Source organism: Bradyrhizobium sp. S3.12.5 (genome assembly GCF_040548225.1).
Lineage (GTDB): Bacteria > Pseudomonadota > Alphaproteobacteria > Rhizobiales > Xanthobacteraceae > Bradyrhizobium > Bradyrhizobium cytisi.
The window spans coordinates 76,245-92,611 of record NZ_JBEPRF010000020.1 but is presented as its reverse complement, the minus strand read 5'-3'; the positions used below and the strand labels follow the sequence as shown (position 1 = coordinate 92,611).

Genomic DNA, 16,367 nt, shown 5'->3' with positions numbered 1-16,367 from the left:
ACCAAGCCGGCCACGCGCACACGTGGCCGGTCATTTGCATTCAATTTTAGAGGTTCGGGGAACCCCGCTCTAAAAGCTTTGTGCGAGACCTGTTGCGTCAAGAAAGACGGATAACGGGGGATGACATGAAACTGTTGTACGCGCCGTTGCTCGCAGCCCTCATCGCCTGCGCCGGCAGCACCGCGAAGGCCGAATCGGATAGCGCACAGCGTCCGGCCGGAGCTTCGTTCATCGAAGAATTCGACAACGCACTTGCGCCGATGAACTTCGTCAAGTTCTGCATGAAGAACGATGCGGAATGCGGCACCGATACCAGCGAGCGCACACTGCCGCCTGCCGACACCGCCATGGCGATGCTTCGTCAGGTGAATCTTTCGGTCAACGAATCCATTGCGCCGATGCGCAAGCCGACGGATCCGGTGACCGCAAACTGGACGGTCTCGCCGTCAGCGGGGGACTGCAACGATTACGCGGTCACCAAGCGACACCAATTGATCGCGATGGGATGGCCGCAGGCGGCGCTGCGTCTTGCGGTTGTGCGGATTGACGGCGGACAGGGTCACCTGGTGCTGGTGGCACGGCTTTCGGAGGGCGACGTGGTGCTGGACAATCTGTTCTCGAGCGTTCGCCCCTGGAATTCGCTCGGCTACGAATGGATCTCGATGCAGTCCGGTACCAATCCGCGCTTCTGGGTGAACATCGGCGATCACGGACGCAAGCTTCGCGAGAAGCGCTTTGCTTCCCTCTCCGGTTCGTCGCTCTGATCGGCCGCACGTCGAATCCCCACTTCCCTCAATCAAGGGGCATCGTGCATCAACGCCCGTGGCTTTCGCCACGGGCGTTGATGCATACGCTGTTCGCAATGCGGCATTCGCCGCATGACGAAATTTGCTATGAATTTCCGAGGTTTCAGACTATATTTTGCACCGCACAAGAATTTGACATAGTTAAGCGCGACACTCGGCTTTAGCGAAGCCTTTGCGGCGGTTTGTTTGAATGAACGCGATGAGTGGTTTGGCCCTGCCCGGACAACGACAATCTGCCGATCGCGGCGCCGGCGGTTACCGCTTGGCGGTCGCGTTGGCGCTGCTGATTGCTGCGTGCGCCGCCGGCCGCTGCGAAGCTCAGTGCGTCGAGCAAGCGAACCGCGTACCCGCCGTTGTCCTGCAAGCCTTTCAGACTGAACCCGCATCACTGCTGCGGGAGATCCGCAACGATCGAAGCAAGCTCGCGGACCGCCTCGCTGCCTACATCGTAACCGATATCTCCATCCTGCCAAGAGTGCGCGACCTCGTCAGCGAGTCCGCAAACGTCGATCGCAACGCGATCGGCGTGGCCTTGCGCCGAGCGCAGCTGATCTGTGTCTCCCGCAAGCCTGAAACCGCCCAGAAGATCAGTGATTTTGTACGAAAGCTGGCGGACTCGGCCGTGAGTTCAGGATACTCAGCGGAGCTGGAGGCTGTGGAGTTCGACCCGAATTCAGTGGCTTCGCAGTCGGCGGGAGGTGCGCGATCGTCACCAACCAAAAAACCTTCTGATTCTGCGAACAGCTTGATGACCGGCGAATGGAACACGGACATCGCCGATCCGTTTGCCCCTGCACCGACTCCCCAATAACCTCACGTCAGGTTGATGAATATTCAAATGTACCAGCCCAGAGAGCAGTTTCACCTGCAAGAGAGGTCCGCGCTAGATCTGGCGGGAGCGACGCTGAGCGTCGAGCGTATACTGGGCATCCTGCGACGGCAGTGGCCGCTGATCGCAACGATCGTCGGCGGCGCCTTCGCACTCGTCGTCGTTTACCTGCTGACCGCGACGCCGATGTATACGGCGAACACGCGAATCCTGATGGATACCCGCCAGACCCAGGTGCTCGACAAGGACACCGGCGTCTCCAATGCGCTGATCGACCCCGGCTTCGTCGACAGCCAGGTCGAGATCATCACCTCCGACGATCTAATCCGGTCTGTTGTTCGCCGCATGAAGCTGACGGAAGATCCCGAGTTCAACGGTTCGGATCCGGGCCTCATCCCGGCGATCATCGGCAGGGTGATTGGACTTTTCGGATCAGATGGGCCGGCGTCGAAAGAGCGCATCGAGCGTGGAACGGTTGGCGCTGTGCAGGCCAACCTGAAGGTCGAGCGCGTCCTGACAACATACGTGCTGTCGGCCAGCTTCCGTTCGCGAGACCCCGACAAGGCCGCTCAGATCGCCAACGAGATCGCGGATGCCTATACCGTCGGCGCCCTCGACGCGAAGTACCAATCCACCAAACGCGCCAGCGAATGGTTGCAGCAGCGCAGCGCCGAGCTGCGCGAGCAGGCGACCGCCAGCGACCGCGCCGTGCAGACCTTCAAGAGCCAGAACAATATCGTCGGCACCAGCCGCGGCCTGATGAACGAACAGCAGCTGACCGACGTCAACACGCAGCTCATTCAGGCCCGTGCGGCCACCGCCGAAGCCAAGGCACGGCTGGACCGCATCGACGCGATCAGCGACAAGGATCTCGCCCAGCCGACCGTCACCGACGCGCTGAACAATCCCGTGATCACCCGGCTGCGCGCACAATATCTCGATCTTTCGGCGCAGTACTCGGATTGGTCGAGCCGGTATGGCAAGACTCATCAGGCGTCGGTCAATCTTGCCAATCGCATGGATGAGCTGCGCAAGTCGATCGCGGACGAGGTCAAGCGTATCGGCGATGCCTATCGCAGCGACTACGAAATCGCGAAGAGCCGTGAGACTTCGCTGGAGGAAAACCTCAAGAATCTCGTCAGCCAGGCCGGCAACACCGGACAGGCGCAGGTGAAGCTGCGCGACCTCGAGAGCGCGGCCGACACCTACCGCAACCTGTACAACAGCTTCCTGGAGAAGCAGCAGCAGGCATTGCAGAACCAGAGCTTCCCGATCAGCGAATCCCGCATCATCAGCACCGCCGTCAAGCCGGACCGCAAGAGCTCGCCGAAGACGGTGCTCTCGCTGATCGGAGCCCTGTTCGGTGGTCTTTGCTTCGGCCTGGGCGCCGCCTTTGCCCGGGAGATGCTGAGCGACGTGCTGCGCTCTCCGACCGAGGTCGAGGACGAGATCGGCGTCAAATGCCTCGGGGTGCTCCCCGCCATCGGCGCCAGGGCGATGGGCTTGCCGAAGATACGCGGCTCGCGATCGCCCGATGGCGCGCCGGTCGAGGCGAGCGGCCAGCTCTCCCGCTACGTCATCGACCATCCCTTCTCGCGCTATGCCGAGACCATGCGCAACATCAAGGTCTCAATCGATCTCGCCCGCCTGTCGCGGGAGGTGAAGATCATCGGCATCGTGTCGTCGCTTCCGAAAGAAGGCAAGACCACGGTCTCGGCCAACTTCGCGCACCTCACCGCATTCACCGGCAAGCGCGTGTTGCTGATCGACGGCGACCTCCATACGCGCTCGCTGACCAAGGAGCTCGACCCGACCGCCAAGAGCGGGTTGCTGGAGGCTCTCAAGAATCCGCAAGCGGTTGGACACCACATCCGGCGCAGCGCGGAGACCGGACTGGATTTCCTGCCCTCCTTTGCCGTCTCGCGCATGGTGAACTCCGCCGACATCATGGCCTCGAAGGCGATGGCCGATTTGCTGGCGCTTCTGCGTAACGAATACGACTACATCGTCATCGATCTGGCGCCGGTGATGCCGGTCACCGATGCCAAGGCCATCAGCCACCTCATTGACGCCTATGTCTATGTCATCGAATGGGGCCGCACCACGCGTACGGCCCTGCAGGAATCGATGTCGAGCTCCGAAGGCATTCAGAAGAAGGTGCTGGGCACCGTTCTCAACGGTGCAAACCCGAAGATGCTGAAGCGCATCGAGGGCTACAAAGGCTCGCACTACAACGCCTACTATGTCGAGGGAGCCTAAGGCCGAGGCCGGCGCACCTCGTCGCTCGCGCTGGCTCGCGCGCGGCGCCAATTGTTTGCTGGCGGCCTCCGCCCTGGCGTGGGCGGTATCGACTCTCCCCAATCTGACCGATCCCACGGTATCGCGGGTTGCCCGGCAAATCGCCGCCGGCGAGAGCTACGACGCGCCGTTGCTGAGGCGCATCGTGGCGGCGAACCTGCCCGCGGCTCAGCACCAGTGCGAACCAAAGGCGCTTCGGGAGTTGCTCGTCCTGCAATTGTCGGCCACCGACATGACCGTCCGCGGCACTGATCTGACACAGGCGGATTCGGATGTTGATGCCGTCCAGCGGATGAGCAGGATCCTGCTGGGATGCGCTCCGACCGAGTCGCTCGGATGGCTGGCGGCGTTCTGGGCTGGCTCCCGCCAGGACGGGCTAACGGCCAGAAGCGTAGCGCTTCTCGGCCAATCCTACCGCCTCGCACCGCATGAGGTCTGGCTGCAAATGATGCGCGTGCCTCTCGCCTTCCGGGCATTCGACGCGCTGCCCACGGCGTTGACGGACGCTACGGTACAGGATTTCAACGACGTCTTCCACGACCGGCTGTACCCCAGCGCCGCCGCGCTCTACGTCAAATCCCCGGCCTCGGCACGCGGCAAACTTCTCGATCTGACCTGCGACGGGTCCGAACGGGAGAAATTGGCTTTCTGGTATCTCGTCCGGGAGGCCGGAGGAAAGATCCAGCATCGGTGCTATCCGGCAGACGACCGTCCGCGCTACCTGCTCGAGAATTAGCCGGCTGCTCCCGGCTGCACCGACAGCGCGCGGACCGGAGCGCCACGTCAGCTCATGATCGATGCCGTGGAAAATATCTCGCCACCGACGGACAGCGGCCCGCGCTTCTCAGTAGGCTTCCTGATGGATTAGGGCCAGAGCGGTCTTCAGGATGATCCTGATGTCCAGCCAGATGCTCCAATTGCTGACGTACCAGACATCGTACTCGACCCGCTTCTCCATCAGGTCGATGGTCGGCGTCTCGCCGCGGAAACCGTTGACCTGGGCCCAACCGGTCAGGCCCGGCTTCATGTGGTGCCGATACACGTAGTTGCTGATCAGCTGGTCGTAATAATTGTCATGCGCGAGCGCATGCGGACGTGGTCCGACCAGCGACATCTCACCGCGCAGCACGTTCCAGAGCTGCGGCAACTCGTCAATGCTGGTCCGTCGCAGCACGCGACCGACGCGGGTGACGCGAGCGTCAGACTTCGTCGCCTGCGTCACGGTGTGGCCATTTTCCGCCACCGTCATGGAACGGAACTTCCAGATCTGGAACGGTTTGCCGTTGAACCCGCGCCGGGACTGCTTGAAGATCACATTGCCCATCGAGTCGAGCTTGATCATGATCGCCGCCGTCACCAGCAGCGGTGCCAGCAGCAACAGGGCAAACGAGGCAAGGCCGATATCCAGGCAGCGCTTCTGCGCACGCTCGAACACGGTGAGCGGCGCACGCTGGATCTCGATGGCAACCGTGCCGCTGACCGGCTGGAATGGCCGTGAGACGAGATCGGCGATCGGAAAGTCGGGCAACAGGCGAATCGGCTGGGGAACCACGCGCAGGTGCTGGCTCAGCCTCTGGAGCAGCGGCATCTCGTCCCAGTCGATGACCAGGAGATATTCCTCGACATCGGCTGCGCGCGCCTGACGCACGACGTCGCGAATCTCGTGATCCCAGCCAGAGCCATCTTCGGACGGCCCGAGAACGAAATGACGCACGACATTGAAGCCGTGCTTGCGCAGATCCTTGAAACGGCTCGAGGTGAAATCGAGCGGCTTGAGGCTGAGCAGCACGACCTTGCGATCGACCAGGCGGCCTTTGGCATAGCTCGAGTTCAGCGCGATGCGCCACAGCACCCGCAACCCGCCCAAGGCGGCACCGCCGGTTGCAGCAAACAGCAACGTGGTTCCGCGCGACAGATCCGCAGAGGATTTGAGCAGGAACGCCTCGACCGCGAGAATGGTGAGCGAGATGGCCCAGATCGCAAGCGACTTGCGAAGCTGCCAGACCGTGTTGAGTAAACGATGATGATCGTAGACGCCCTGGAAGTAGGAGATCGTCACGAATACCGCGGCGACCACGAGACCCGCGCCGACCGACGAATCCTGCTCGGCAACGAGCAGGCGATATAGACCACTCGCCGCGAAATAGCTCAACAGCAGCGCTAGAAAGTCACCAGCGATCAGAGCGATCTGGAGGGGACGTTGGAGGGCACCCCGACGGTTCGATACAACCGAATAATAGTTTTCCGAACCATAAGTTGCTACAGCCATCCGAACCTCGCTGCCTCGTCACACACGCGCAACCGCCGAATTGCAAGCAGTCGATTAAATGTGCGGTGCGTCCTCGACAATGTCTTAACTAAACAAAGCAACAATGCGGCACCGCACCAAAATAATCAAATCTATTTTCTGCAATGCCGCGCCTGCATACGTTGCATGCTCAAAGTGTCGCCACAAGCCTGACATTTATCTGAGCATCGCGTCGCGCTTCGCATCAAATCATTCTAATTTTACGCATTGTTGCGCGCACATTTGAACGGTTGTTCAACCCTGTTGCTTAAGCCGACCTTAGGCCGGCGCCATTAACACTCGTGGCAGTTTCTTGGGAGTGTGCCGTGAGTACCGTCGCCATTTTCAGTCTGCTGATCGGATCGTTGCTTGGCGGCCGATTCCGGATTTTCATTCTGCCTCCGGCGATCGTGCTGGGCGGCGCGATGATTGGCGCCGTTTCTGCATGGCAGGGACAGGGCTCGGCTCACATTGTCGTTATGATCGTTGTCTTTGCGGCCGTGCTCCAGCTCGGCTATCTCGGCGGCGCGCTTCTCATCCGCACGCGTGCGACAGCGTATCGCAACGAGACCGCACCGTCGTTTCGACAGCCGCAGCTTCGGCTGAGCGCACCCCGCGCGGCAAATCGACGCCTCATTGGACCACACGGGTGATAAGACAGCCGCTCGAACCGGCGTTCACGTGGCGTGGACGAAAAAAGCGGCTCGTGCCGACCCGAATTCGTCGATAGCATATTGACATCTCGGGCGAAGCTCTCTGAAAGAGTTGGACCCCATGGTCACGCCCCCGACTCAGAACTCGCCCCGGCCGAAGCTGCCGAACGGCGTGCGAATCTACGCACTCAGCGACATCCACGGCTGCGCGCATCTGCTCGAACAGATGTTCGCCGTCATCGATGCGGACATGGCGAACAGCCGGCCCTATCGCGCGATCGAGGTCTTTCTCGGCGACTACATCGATCGCGGACCGGACTCGCGTCACACCCTCGATCTGCTGATCGACCGCAGCCGCCGCCGCAACACGGTCTTTCTCAAGGGCAATCACGAAGCCTATTTCACCTCCGTGCTGGACGATCCCTCGCGCACCGCCGACTGGTTTCAGTTCGGCGGCCTCCAGACCCTGATGTCCTACGGAATCTCGGCAACGCCCGATCTCAGCAAGGACGAACAGTCCGATCTCGTGCGCGAGCTCACCTCCGCGATGCCGCCGCAGCACATCTCGTTCCTGCGCCAGTTGCGGCCGACATTCACATGCGGCGACTTCTTCTTCGTGCATGCCGGCGTTCGTCCGGGAATCCCCCTGTCTGAGCAGCGCGAGCAGGATCTGCTGTGGATCAGGGACGAGTTTCTCCAGAGCAGGAAGCGTTTCGGCAAATACGTCGTGCACGGCCATACGCCGGTGCGCCAGGCCGAGCTGCTCGAGAACCGTGCCAATATCGATACCGGAGCGTATGCGACCGGCAACCTGACCCTGCTGTCGATTCAGGGCAACAGCATGCTCGCGATCTAGCAAGCTAGCGACGCCTGCGCCCGGCGCGAAGCGTCAATTGGTCTGGCTTGCCGGCGGCCGGTATTCCGGAAACCGACTGAGCATCGCTGCCTTCAGGAATTTGAAGTGGGCGATCGAGGCGCTGAGCTCCTTGAGCCTGCGCTGGCCGTTCAGGATTTCCTTGTCGAACAGATCCTGATGGTGATTGTCCAGCGCCTCGCGCTCGAGATATTCGTCATTGCCGTTGCCGATGGTCACAGCCGCGCGCGCCAGCACGTCCTCCACCCGGCGGTTCAGCCCCGATTGCTCGCGCTCCGCCGCATGCAGCGCATCCTCGATTGCAACCATGATGGCTTCGATGCGCGTGCGATCAGTGTCGGCGTCGCGCTCGGGCGAGCGGGCACGGAATGTCTGCTCTCCGCCGAAGCGGTCTTTCAGGAAATTGTGAGTGCGGGCCCGCAAGAAGAGCTGAAACATGCGTGCACTTTCCGGTTCGAGGCGCCAGAACGGAAAATGGGCCCTGGATGGTTAACAAAGTTTAAAGGCTGCCGAACGTTGTACTCCGATGCGGCCCTGTGAACCGGCGTTCAGATCGTCGCCTTGAGGGCATCCAGCTCGCGATCGAGCGCCTGCTGCCAGCTCGGCGGCGTAATGCCGAACCGCTCGCGCAGCCGCGTGAGATCGAGGCGAGAGTTGGAGGGCCGCTTCGCCTTGACCGGAAATTCGTCGGAACGGATCGGAACGATTTCCTTCACGGCGAACTTGGCGCCCCTCGATCGCAGCCCGGCAACGATCGCAGTCGCAAAGCCGTGCCAGCTGGTCTCGCCCGCGCAGACCAGATTGACGACGCCGCTTCGCTGCTCGAACGCCTTGCGAAGATCGTCTCCGCTCCGCGGCAGCATTGCAACCACCGCTTGCGAAATCGTATCGGCTGTCGTCGGCGCGCCGATCTGGTCGCCGACGATCCGCAACTGCTCGCGCTCTCCGGCGAGGCGCACGATTGTCTTGAGAAAATTCGCGCCGGTGGCAGCGTACACCCAGGACGTGCGCGCGATCACATGCAAAGCACCCGCCTCGGCAATGGCCTGGTCGCCGGCGAGCTTGCTCTGGCCGTACACCGAGAGAGGCGCCGGCGTGCTGTCCTCGCGCCACGGACGATCGCCGGAGCCGTCGAAGACATAGTCCGTCGAAAAGTGCACCAGCGGCACGCCGCGGGGCGCCGCCCACTTGGCGATTGCCCTGGGAGATTCCGCGTTGATCCGAAACGCGAGCTCTCGCTCGTCTTCCGCACGGTCGACGGCGGTATAAGCGGCGGGATTGACGATCAGATCCGGCTTGATCGAATCCAGCTTGCCGGCAAGCTCGTCCGGCCGCGACAGGTCGAACTCTTCCAGCGCCGGTGCAACGATATCGGCCCGTCCCTGAAGCAGCGGAAGCAGCGCACCGCCCACCTGCCCCGCAGTGCCCGTCAGAAGGATCTTCATGTCAGATCTCCCCGTAACGCGGAAGATTCTTCACATCCGCGAGCAAGGGCGCATCGGCATCCTTGGGCGAAAGCGAGGGATCTCCGACGCCCCAGTCGATGCCAATCGCCGGATCGTTCCATCGAACCGAGATCTCATCCTTCGGGCTGTAGAGCGCGTCGCATTTGTAGAAGAAATCGGCCGTCTCGGAGAGAACGGCAAAACCATGGGCGAAGCCGCGAGGGACCCACAATTGCCGCCGATTCTCCTCATTCAGCTCGACAGCAACATGACGCCCAAAATTTGGGCTACCGACGCGGACGTCGACTGCAACATCCAGGACCCGGCCGCGGAGCGCCGTGACCAGCTTGCCCTGCGCGCCCGGATTTTGTAGGTGCAGCCCCCGCAACACTCCATGACGCGAGCGTGACAGGTTGTCCTGAACGAACGGCTGCGCAACCCCGCTCTGCGCGTAACGCTCGAATTGGTAGGTCTCCAAGAAAAAGCCGCGTTGATCGCCGAATAGCTTCGGCTCGATGATCAAAACTTCGGGCAGATCTGTCTTGATTACGTTCATTCCAGCGCCTTCAGCTCCGCACATACAACAATCTTGTGCAGCGCACACTATCTGATATTTTCAAATTGGTAAACCAGAGGGACCTAATGAAGGGAATTATACTCGCCGGCGGAACAGGCTCGCGCCTTTTTCCCGTCACGACAGTGGTATCGAAGCAGCTGCTTCCGGTTTTCGACAAGCCGATGATCTACTATCCGCTGTCGACGCTCATGCTCGCTGGCATTCGCGACATTCTCATCATCTCGACGCCGCAGGACAAGCCGTTGTTCCAGCGCTTGCTCGGTGATGGATCGGAGATCGGCGTCAACTTCTCTTACGCCACGCAGGACACCCCGCGCGGTCTTGCCGACGCCTTCATCGTCGGCCGCGAATTCGTGGGATCGGATTCAGTCGCCCTGGTTCTCGGCGACAATATCTTCTACGGCCACGGACTTCCGGAGATGCTGGCCAGGGCGGCAACACGCCAGAGCGGTGCCACGGTCTTCGGCTACGTCGTCAACTCACCCGAGCAATACGGCGTGGTCGAGCTCGATAGTGACGGACGTGCGCGCTCGATCGAAGAGAAGCCCAAGCAGCCGAAGTCGAATGTGGCCGTCACCGGCCTCTATTTCTACGACAACAGCGTGGTCGACATCGCTGCGGGGATCAAGCCTTCGGCGCGGGGCGAGATCGAGATCACCGACGTCAACAATGCCTACCTCGCGCGCGGCGACCTGTTCGTCGAAGTGCTCGGGCGCGGGTTTGCCTGGCTCGACACCGGCACGCACGCCTCGCTGGTCGAAGCCAGCCACTTCGTTCAGATACTGGAACAGCGCCAGGGCTTGCGCATCGCCTGCCCCGAGGAAATCGCCTTGCGGCGCGGTTACATTTCTCTCGAAGCCTTCAAGAAAGTTGCAGAGAAGACCGCCAAGAGCAGCTACGGCGAGTATCTGCAATCGGTTGCCCGCTCCTTCGCCGCTCAAGACTGAGGCAGATCACACATGCGTTTCGAAGGCTCCACGATTTTCGTCACGGGCGGTGCTGGTTTCATCGGCTCTGCAGTCGTCCGTCATCTCCTCCGCGACACGCACGCGCGAGTCGTCAACATCGACAAGCTGACTTATGCGGCGAACCTCGAGTCGATCCCTGACGCCGAGGCAAACCCCCGCTATGCATTCGAGCAGCAATGCATTTGCGAGGCAGCCTCGCTTCGCAAGCTGTTCGAGAAGTACCAGCCCGTCGCAGTGATGAACCTGGCGGCCGAGAGCCATGTAGATCGTTCGATCGACGGCCCTGGCGAATTCATCCAGACCAACATCGTCGGCACCTTCACGCTGCTGCAGGAGGCGCTGCGATACTGGAGGGCCCTGAGCCCGGATCGCCGCTCGCAATTCCGCTTTCTCCACATCTCCACCGACGAGGTGTTCGGGTCGCTCGGCAAGGACGGTTACTTTACCGAGACCACGTCCTATTCACCGAACTCGCCCTACTCGGCGAGCAAGGCATCCTCCGACCATCTGGTTCGCGCCTGGCGCGAGACCTACGACCTTCCGACGATGGTGACGAACTGCTCGAACAATTACGGGCCGTATCACTTCCCCGAGAAGCTGATTCCCCACATCATCATCAAGGGGCTCGCCGGCGAGCCCCTGCCGGTCTACGGCGACGGACAGAACATCCGCGACTGGCTCTACGTCGAGGACCACGCCAAGGCGCTCACGCTCGTGCTCGAGCGCGGTGCGATCGGCGAGACGTACAATGTCGGCGGTCGAAACGAGCGTACCAATTTGCACGTCGTCGAAAGCATTTGCGATATGCTGGACGAAATGTCGCCGCGCACGGCAGACCCCCGGCGCGGCCTCATTTCGTTCGTCGCCGACCGCCCCGGTCACGATCGCCGCTACGCGATCGATGCTTCGAAGCTCGAGCGCGAGCTCGGATGGCGCGCTGACGAGAATTTCGAAAGCGGCCTTGCCAAGACGGTTCGCTGGTTCTTCGACAACCGCATCTGGTGGCAAGCCATTCTCGATCGCGGCTATCAGCAGAAGCGGATCGGCCTCGGCTAGCTAGCGGGTCGACCACCCCTTCGTGGCAGCTGCCGTCCCGCAGGAGGTGACGGCAGGCTGACCGCGTCGATCTGCAGGAGGGACTGACACGAGGATGCACGAATCCTACTTCGTCTGGATTCGCGGCCTGGATGGTCGTCCGAGGCCACAGATCTGGGACGCGGACCAGTTTTCCGGCCCTGAATGGAAGTTCAGGCACGTCATGGCGCGGCATGCCCTGGACGCAAGAGTGCGTGGGATGGGGCTGGACCGCCTCGCGAAGCTTTTTCCCGCGCCGCCTTTCCCGGACGATTTGGCCTGAGATTCTGGCGCGTGAGACTAGAGATAAGGTTGATCGACCCGGCTCTGCGCCATCCAGACCTTCCATGCGTCTTCATGCTTGGCGTACAGCTCCAGCCAGCGCTGCTCGCCGGGAGCAGGCTGAGAGCTCCGCTCGATCCAGCTGGCTCCGGTTCGGCCGCCATCCGGCTCGCGGTCGAGCCGCTCGAACTCATAGGTCTCCTCGGGCGTCAGACCGATCAGAACACGCCTGCCGACCGCATCGACAAAATATCGCCGCGGCGCATTGTTGTTCCTGACGCTCGTCATGGCGCACCTCTTTCGCGATCCATGGGCCGTTCAGACCAACAGGACACCACCCGCAAGTCCGAACGACCAAGGGCAAATTGCCGGACCATCCGTGTCGGCTTCCCAAACTCAGTCACGCACGCAAGGACCATCAGGTGCCTGCAAGAACCGTGCGCAACTTAATGAGGGCATGTGAAGGGAACAGCATCGGGCACGGCCTGACCGGCCTCGTATGGTTACCTTCGCGCGGTATGATTTCGGCTGAATCCACTCAGAACGCACGGCGCGCCCTGGCTAACGACACGTGCTGGCGCTCCCAGGCCGCATGGACCGGTCGCTGCTCCCCGTGCGCCCGCCGCGCGCGCGTCGCGTAGCCGATGCAGAAGCCAACGAAGATCGAAATCAGAATCGAAACCCAACTCATTTGAAGGTCTCTCTATTTGGCGCGCGTCAGTCGCCTCCATTCGCCTAGCGAACATTCTCATCTTCGAGTTGTGTCGAGATCGTGATCATGGCCGCTGATTTTGTCGTCACAGGCGGGAATTTTTGGGCAGCAGCGTGCTTGCTTCCTGGCCGTTTGCATCAACCAACCAGCCAGAAGAAGAATTTGACTGACAGCAGAATGATAAAATAGGCCCAGCCCGCCATTGCGATCAGCGCAATGCCGAGAAAGGCACCTTCGAATGCCCGCTCTCTCATCTTCGCCAGAGGCTTTGCGGATAGCGTTTTTTGAAGCATACAGATCTTCTTTTTTATTCGTATCGCTCGCACGATCATAGCCCAACGAATTCGACGATCTCGTGACGGACGCAGACGAGAATCGGCTGATGTGCACGCGGACTCCTGCACGACATCGATCTTCAACGAATTTTGAATCGATGCGGCGCCCAGCATCGGGGTGACGGAACAATTTTTCCGATGGGCGCCTGAGCGGGATTTGAACGACTCAACAGTTTGCAGCTTTTACGCGAGATCGTCCGATCGCATCCGAAAAGTTTCACAAGCGGCCTTGCGGGAGGGCAGACCGGTTCTGCGGCAACCGGACGTCGTGACGGGGCGTCGGGCCGGATGGCTGCTGCCGTCGCTGATCGGCGCGAGATCAGAAAAACCCCGGAGTTGTACGGAGCGCCCGGCGCCGATTTCCTCGCGGTAAGGTTGAGAGGTTAGCTTAATCCCCGTTGTTTGTTGCGAAGTCTCACCGATCGCATATCCATTTTCGCACCGGGCTTCCCCAAGAGCCCGGCCCCACCCAAGCAAGGCCGTCGAGCGACATGGGTCCGCTTGGCGGCTTTGTCGTTATGTCGATGTAAGAGGATCATTTCGGTTATGGCGCGGAAGCCCTGGTCGTTCAAGGAAGACCGCCGGCTCATGGAGTTGGCCAAATCTTCGACGTCGTTGGAGGAGGCAGCGAGGCAGCTCGGGCGATCGCCCGACGCAATCAAGCGCATGGCCTTGCGTCTCGGCCTGGCGCTCAAGTCAAAGGCCGCCAAGAAGAGCTAGCGGGCGTACGCCGCGAGCGACACTTCGTGGATACGGGCCATTGCCGTCGGCACCAGCCGAATGCAAGTCGCAAAACGACGCATTCCAGACGCTTCGGCGCTCTCGATCTCTCCGTGCGCGGGTGTTAGACTCTCCGATTGAACATCGACTTTTTGTCGCCGAGGCAATTGCTCGAAGCCTCGGTATCGGATCGATAGTCTGATGGAGGATTGCACCATGTTGTCCCGCACACTCGCCGTAGTTTTGCTCCTGGCTCTGCCTTCCGTGGCGTCGGCGCAAGTTCCCGTGGGGTTCGGATTCCCGAAGGGGGCACCCTGGTGTGCGTTTGGCTTCGATTGTCGATTCCTGAATTTCCACGAATGTGCGGACCGGATCTATGATCCCGCGCGCAACTGCCTCAAGAACCCATACTTCGCGGCCCGCTACCCGACCGATGTCGACAAGGGCTGGTCCTACAATCGGCGTTGAACGCCGCGCCCTACCGGCGCCGATCGCTTACCCACGAGCGGAACTCCAGGGCCGCCTCGGCATTGTTCCCTAAAGGAATGCGGAAGGCGGAGCCGATCATGGCAAACTCTTTCCTAATTGTGATGTCGATTTGGTTCGGCGTTAATATCCTGTTCGTGACGTGGCGATTGTGGGTGACCAGGCCGGATAGCTGGAAAATGGGCACCGGTGCTCGCCATCTCAGTCCCGTCAGCGTGAAATCGCATTTGCGCCGCCACGCCTGACGCGGCCGACACCACCCGTCGCGGCGGAGACCTTCGGGTGCTGAACCGACGGTCACGTAACCGCATGCGATCGCCTTAAACCCTATCTTAGCGCCTCCGCGGTTAGAGTTCTGGTCATTCTCTCTGAACCTCTGCGGCCCGGATGAAAGCAGCATGGCCGAAACTCTCACTGGCGGTGCCCGTGCTTGCGGGCATGGTTGCGTTCGCGCTCGCCGGTCACATCGCGGCGACGCGGTTCATCCGGGATCAGCAGGCACGCCAGCTCGACGAGCTGACCGAAGTCGTGCTGCGCCGGTCCGAATTCGCTGTCGACTTCGCGACCGCGAGCCTTGACGAGCTGGCCGGCCGCGGGCTCGCCACATGCGATCCCGCATCGCTCCAGGCGATCCGCCTCCACGTCTACCAACGCTCCGCCGTGAAGGACGTCCGCCTCGTCAACTCCGACGGCTCGGTGATCTGCTCGGCCTATTCGGAGACGCTCGAATTCGACAAGGGTTGGGTCGATCGGGCCGACATGCTTGCGTCGCGCGATTCGAAGCTGATGCTGTTTCGTGTCGAGCAGTTCGGCGGCGACGCGCTCGGCGTGCTCAGGGACATCGGCGACAACAAGGCACTGGTTGCCATTCTCGGCATCAATTCCAGCCTGTTCGACATCATGCCGGCCGAGCTGCGCGCCCACAGCGAGGTTCTGCTTGCGCTCAGGAACGGTGCACAGCTCGGCGAGTTCGCGCTTGACGCCGGCAAGACGCTGCCGCATCCGATTGATTTTGAGAAAAGCTCAGCGCGCTATCCGTTGCGCGCGGTCATCCGCATTGACAGATCGGTACTGTCGACATGGAACAGCGAGGCCTACTGGCCGGCAATGGCGGCCGCGCTCGTGCTCGGCGCACTGTTCGGCATGCTGCTGTCGCGGACGCAGCGCTTGGAGGGGCCCGTCGCCGATCTCGATCGTGCACTGGCGCGGGGTGAATTCAAGCCTTACTTCCAGCCGATCTTCGATCTCCGCACCGGCGAGATCAGGGGCTGCGAGATCCTGGCGCGCTGGCTGCGCGAAGACGGCACCGTGGTGCCGCCGATGAACTTCATCCCGCTGGCGGAATCCAGCGGACGGATCGAGGCCATGACCTGGCAGCTGCTAGGCCGCGCGCTGGCCGACCTCCAGCCGCAGCTCAAAGCCGACAAGGATTTCAAGCTCTCGTTCAATGTCGTGCCCAGGCACATGCTCGGCGCAGGCTTCATCGAAACGCTCCGCAGCACCGTCACGGCGGCACGCGTATCCGCGCGGCAGATCGTGATCGAGGTGACCGAGCGCGACGAGCTCGACGATCTGGCGCGCGCCGCCGCCGTTGTGCGTGAGTTGCGCGACTACGGCTTTCGCGTGGCCATCGACGACGTCGGTGTCGGCCATAGCGGGCTGTCGCGGCTGAAGGGTCTCGGCGCCAACACGATCAAGATCGACAAGTTCTTCGTCGACACTATCACGGTCGACGCCTCGACCACGACGATCGTGGAGATGCTGGTGGCGCTCGCAAGGGATTTCCACATGACCGTGGTTGCGGAAGGCGTCGAAACCGAGGAGCAGGTCCGCGCGCTGATCTCGTGCGGTGTCGAGGACGGTCAGGGTTATCTCGTCGCCGCGCCCCTGCCCCTTGCGAAATTCAGCGAATTGATGGCGTCGCGGCGTGCGGCGACCGCAGTCGCGGCTCCAGCCGGCGACACTGCACTGGTGGCCTGACCGGGCCGGCTGGCCCGAATTCGAACAATTGTCTTCCGAAC

Annotated in this window: 18 protein-coding genes; 12 read left to right on the top strand and 6 right to left on the bottom strand. The window is 61.5% G+C overall.

What is annotated here, in order from left to right:
* The first annotated feature begins 80 nt into the window (after nucleotides 1-80).
* From ABIC09_RS27115 to ABIC09_RS27100, 4 genes are all read left to right on the top strand, one after another.
* Nucleotides 81-764 (top strand): transglutaminase-like cysteine peptidase, encoded by a 684-nt coding sequence (locus ABIC09_RS27115; protein WP_354111165.1) that lies wholly within the window; start codon nucleotides 81-83, stop codon nucleotides 762-764.
* Nucleotides 765-996: 232 nt separating this feature from the next.
* Entirely contained in the window at nucleotides 997-1,617 is a 621-nt protein-coding gene (locus ABIC09_RS27110) for a hypothetical protein (protein WP_354111164.1), read from the top strand.
* Between the two features lie 27 nt (nucleotides 1,618-1,644).
* Complete coding sequence (locus ABIC09_RS27105; protein WP_354111163.1) at nucleotides 1,645-3,894, top strand: polysaccharide biosynthesis tyrosine autokinase; 2,250 nt, start codon at nucleotides 1,645-1,647, stop codon at nucleotides 3,892-3,894.
* A gap of 55 nt (nucleotides 3,895-3,949) precedes the next feature.
* Nucleotides 3,950-4,669 carry a hypothetical protein gene (locus ABIC09_RS27100; protein ID WP_354111162.1) on the top strand — a complete coding sequence of 240 codons (720 nt, stop codon included), beginning with the start codon at nucleotides 3,950-3,952 and terminating at the stop codon, nucleotides 4,667-4,669.
* 108 nt (nucleotides 4,670-4,777) lie between these two features.
* On the opposite strand, the gene ABIC09_RS27095 is transcribed toward ABIC09_RS27100, so the two are convergent.
* The gene (locus ABIC09_RS27095; protein WP_354084920.1) at nucleotides 4,778-6,202 is read right to left on the bottom strand and encodes an undecaprenyl-phosphate glucose phosphotransferase; all 1,425 of its coding nucleotides are present in this window, start codon (nucleotides 6,200-6,202) and stop codon (nucleotides 4,778-4,780) included.
* A 344-nt stretch (nucleotides 6,203-6,546) separates the two neighbouring features.
* On the opposite strand from ABIC09_RS27095, the gene ABIC09_RS27090 reads away from it, so the two are divergent.
* Both ABIC09_RS27090 and ABIC09_RS27085 read left to right on the top strand, forming a co-directional pair.
* Nucleotides 6,547-6,873: a hypothetical protein gene (locus ABIC09_RS27090; protein ID WP_354111161.1), complete on the top strand. Its 327-nt coding sequence runs from the start codon at nucleotides 6,547-6,549 to the stop codon at nucleotides 6,871-6,873.
* A gap of 121 nt (nucleotides 6,874-6,994) precedes the next feature.
* On the top strand, nucleotides 6,995-7,729 hold the full coding sequence (locus tag ABIC09_RS27085; protein ID WP_354111160.1) for a metallophosphoesterase family protein: 735 nt from the start codon (nucleotides 6,995-6,997) through the stop codon (nucleotides 7,727-7,729).
* A gap of 33 nt (nucleotides 7,730-7,762) precedes the next feature.
* Here ABIC09_RS27085 and ABIC09_RS27080 read toward each other — a convergent pair whose 3' ends face one another.
* The 3 genes from ABIC09_RS27080 to rfbC all read right to left on the bottom strand — a co-directional run bounded on the left by ABIC09_RS27080 (nucleotide 7,763) and on the right by rfbC (nucleotide 9,748).
* A complete protein-coding gene (locus ABIC09_RS27080; RefSeq protein ID WP_234681973.1) occupies nucleotides 7,763-8,185 on the bottom strand; it encodes a hypothetical protein in 423 nt (140 codons plus the stop codon).
* A gap of 110 nt (nucleotides 8,186-8,295) precedes the next feature.
* Nucleotides 8,296-9,192 (bottom strand): dTDP-4-dehydrorhamnose reductase, encoded by an 897-nt coding sequence (rfbD, locus tag ABIC09_RS27075; protein WP_354084922.1) that lies wholly within the window; start codon nucleotides 9,190-9,192, stop codon nucleotides 8,296-8,298.
* Nucleotide 9,193: 1 nt separating this feature from the next.
* Nucleotides 9,194-9,748 (bottom strand): dTDP-4-dehydrorhamnose 3,5-epimerase, encoded by a 555-nt coding sequence (gene rfbC / locus ABIC09_RS27070; RefSeq protein ID WP_354034854.1) that lies wholly within the window; start codon nucleotides 9,746-9,748, stop codon nucleotides 9,194-9,196.
* An 86-nt stretch (nucleotides 9,749-9,834) separates the two neighbouring features.
* On the opposite strand from rfbC, the gene rfbA reads away from it, so the two are divergent.
* From rfbA to ABIC09_RS27055, 3 genes are all read left to right on the top strand, one after another.
* On the top strand, nucleotides 9,835-10,716 hold the full coding sequence (rfbA, locus tag ABIC09_RS27065; protein ID WP_354111159.1) for a glucose-1-phosphate thymidylyltransferase RfbA: 882 nt from the start codon (nucleotides 9,835-9,837) through the stop codon (nucleotides 10,714-10,716).
* 12 nt (nucleotides 10,717-10,728) lie between these two features.
* Entirely contained in the window at nucleotides 10,729-11,793 is a 1,065-nt protein-coding gene (gene rfbB, locus ABIC09_RS27060; RefSeq protein ID WP_354034653.1) for a dTDP-glucose 4,6-dehydratase, read from the top strand.
* A gap of 94 nt (nucleotides 11,794-11,887) precedes the next feature.
* On the top strand, nucleotides 11,888-12,094 hold the full coding sequence (locus ABIC09_RS27055) for a hypothetical protein (protein ID WP_354111158.1): 207 nt from the start codon (nucleotides 11,888-11,890) through the stop codon (nucleotides 12,092-12,094).
* Between the two features lie 17 nt (nucleotides 12,095-12,111).
* Here the strand turns inward: ABIC09_RS27055 and ABIC09_RS27050 are convergent, their stop codons facing one another.
* Together ABIC09_RS27050 and ABIC09_RS27045 are read right to left on the bottom strand one after the other, a co-directional pair.
* Nucleotides 12,112-12,381 carry a hypothetical protein gene (locus tag ABIC09_RS27050; protein WP_354034655.1) on the bottom strand — a complete coding sequence of 90 codons (270 nt, stop codon included), beginning with the start codon at nucleotides 12,379-12,381 and terminating at the stop codon, nucleotides 12,112-12,114.
* Nucleotides 12,382-12,942: 561 nt separating this feature from the next.
* Nucleotides 12,943-13,098, bottom strand: coding sequence for a hypothetical protein (locus tag ABIC09_RS27045; RefSeq protein WP_354111157.1), 156 nt, complete (start codon nucleotides 13,096-13,098; stop codon nucleotides 12,943-12,945).
* A gap of 588 nt (nucleotides 13,099-13,686) precedes the next feature.
* On the opposite strand from ABIC09_RS27045, the gene ABIC09_RS27040 reads away from it, so the two are divergent.
* The 3 genes from ABIC09_RS27040 to ABIC09_RS27030 all read left to right on the top strand — a co-directional run bounded on the left by ABIC09_RS27040 (nucleotide 13,687) and on the right by ABIC09_RS27030 (nucleotide 16,326).
* Nucleotides 13,687-13,860, top strand: a complete 174-nt coding sequence (locus ABIC09_RS27040) for a hypothetical protein (protein WP_354034658.1) — start codon at nucleotides 13,687-13,689, stop codon at nucleotides 13,858-13,860.
* A gap of 566 nt (nucleotides 13,861-14,426) precedes the next feature.
* The gene (locus tag ABIC09_RS27035; protein WP_354111156.1) at nucleotides 14,427-14,591 is read left to right on the top strand and encodes a hypothetical protein; all 165 of its coding nucleotides are present in this window, start codon (nucleotides 14,427-14,429) and stop codon (nucleotides 14,589-14,591) included.
* Nucleotides 14,592-14,733: 142 nt separating this feature from the next.
* A complete protein-coding gene (locus tag ABIC09_RS27030; RefSeq protein ID WP_354111155.1) occupies nucleotides 14,734-16,326 on the top strand; it encodes an EAL domain-containing protein in 1,593 nt (530 codons plus the stop codon).
* Nucleotides 16,327-16,367: the final 41 nt, after the last annotated feature.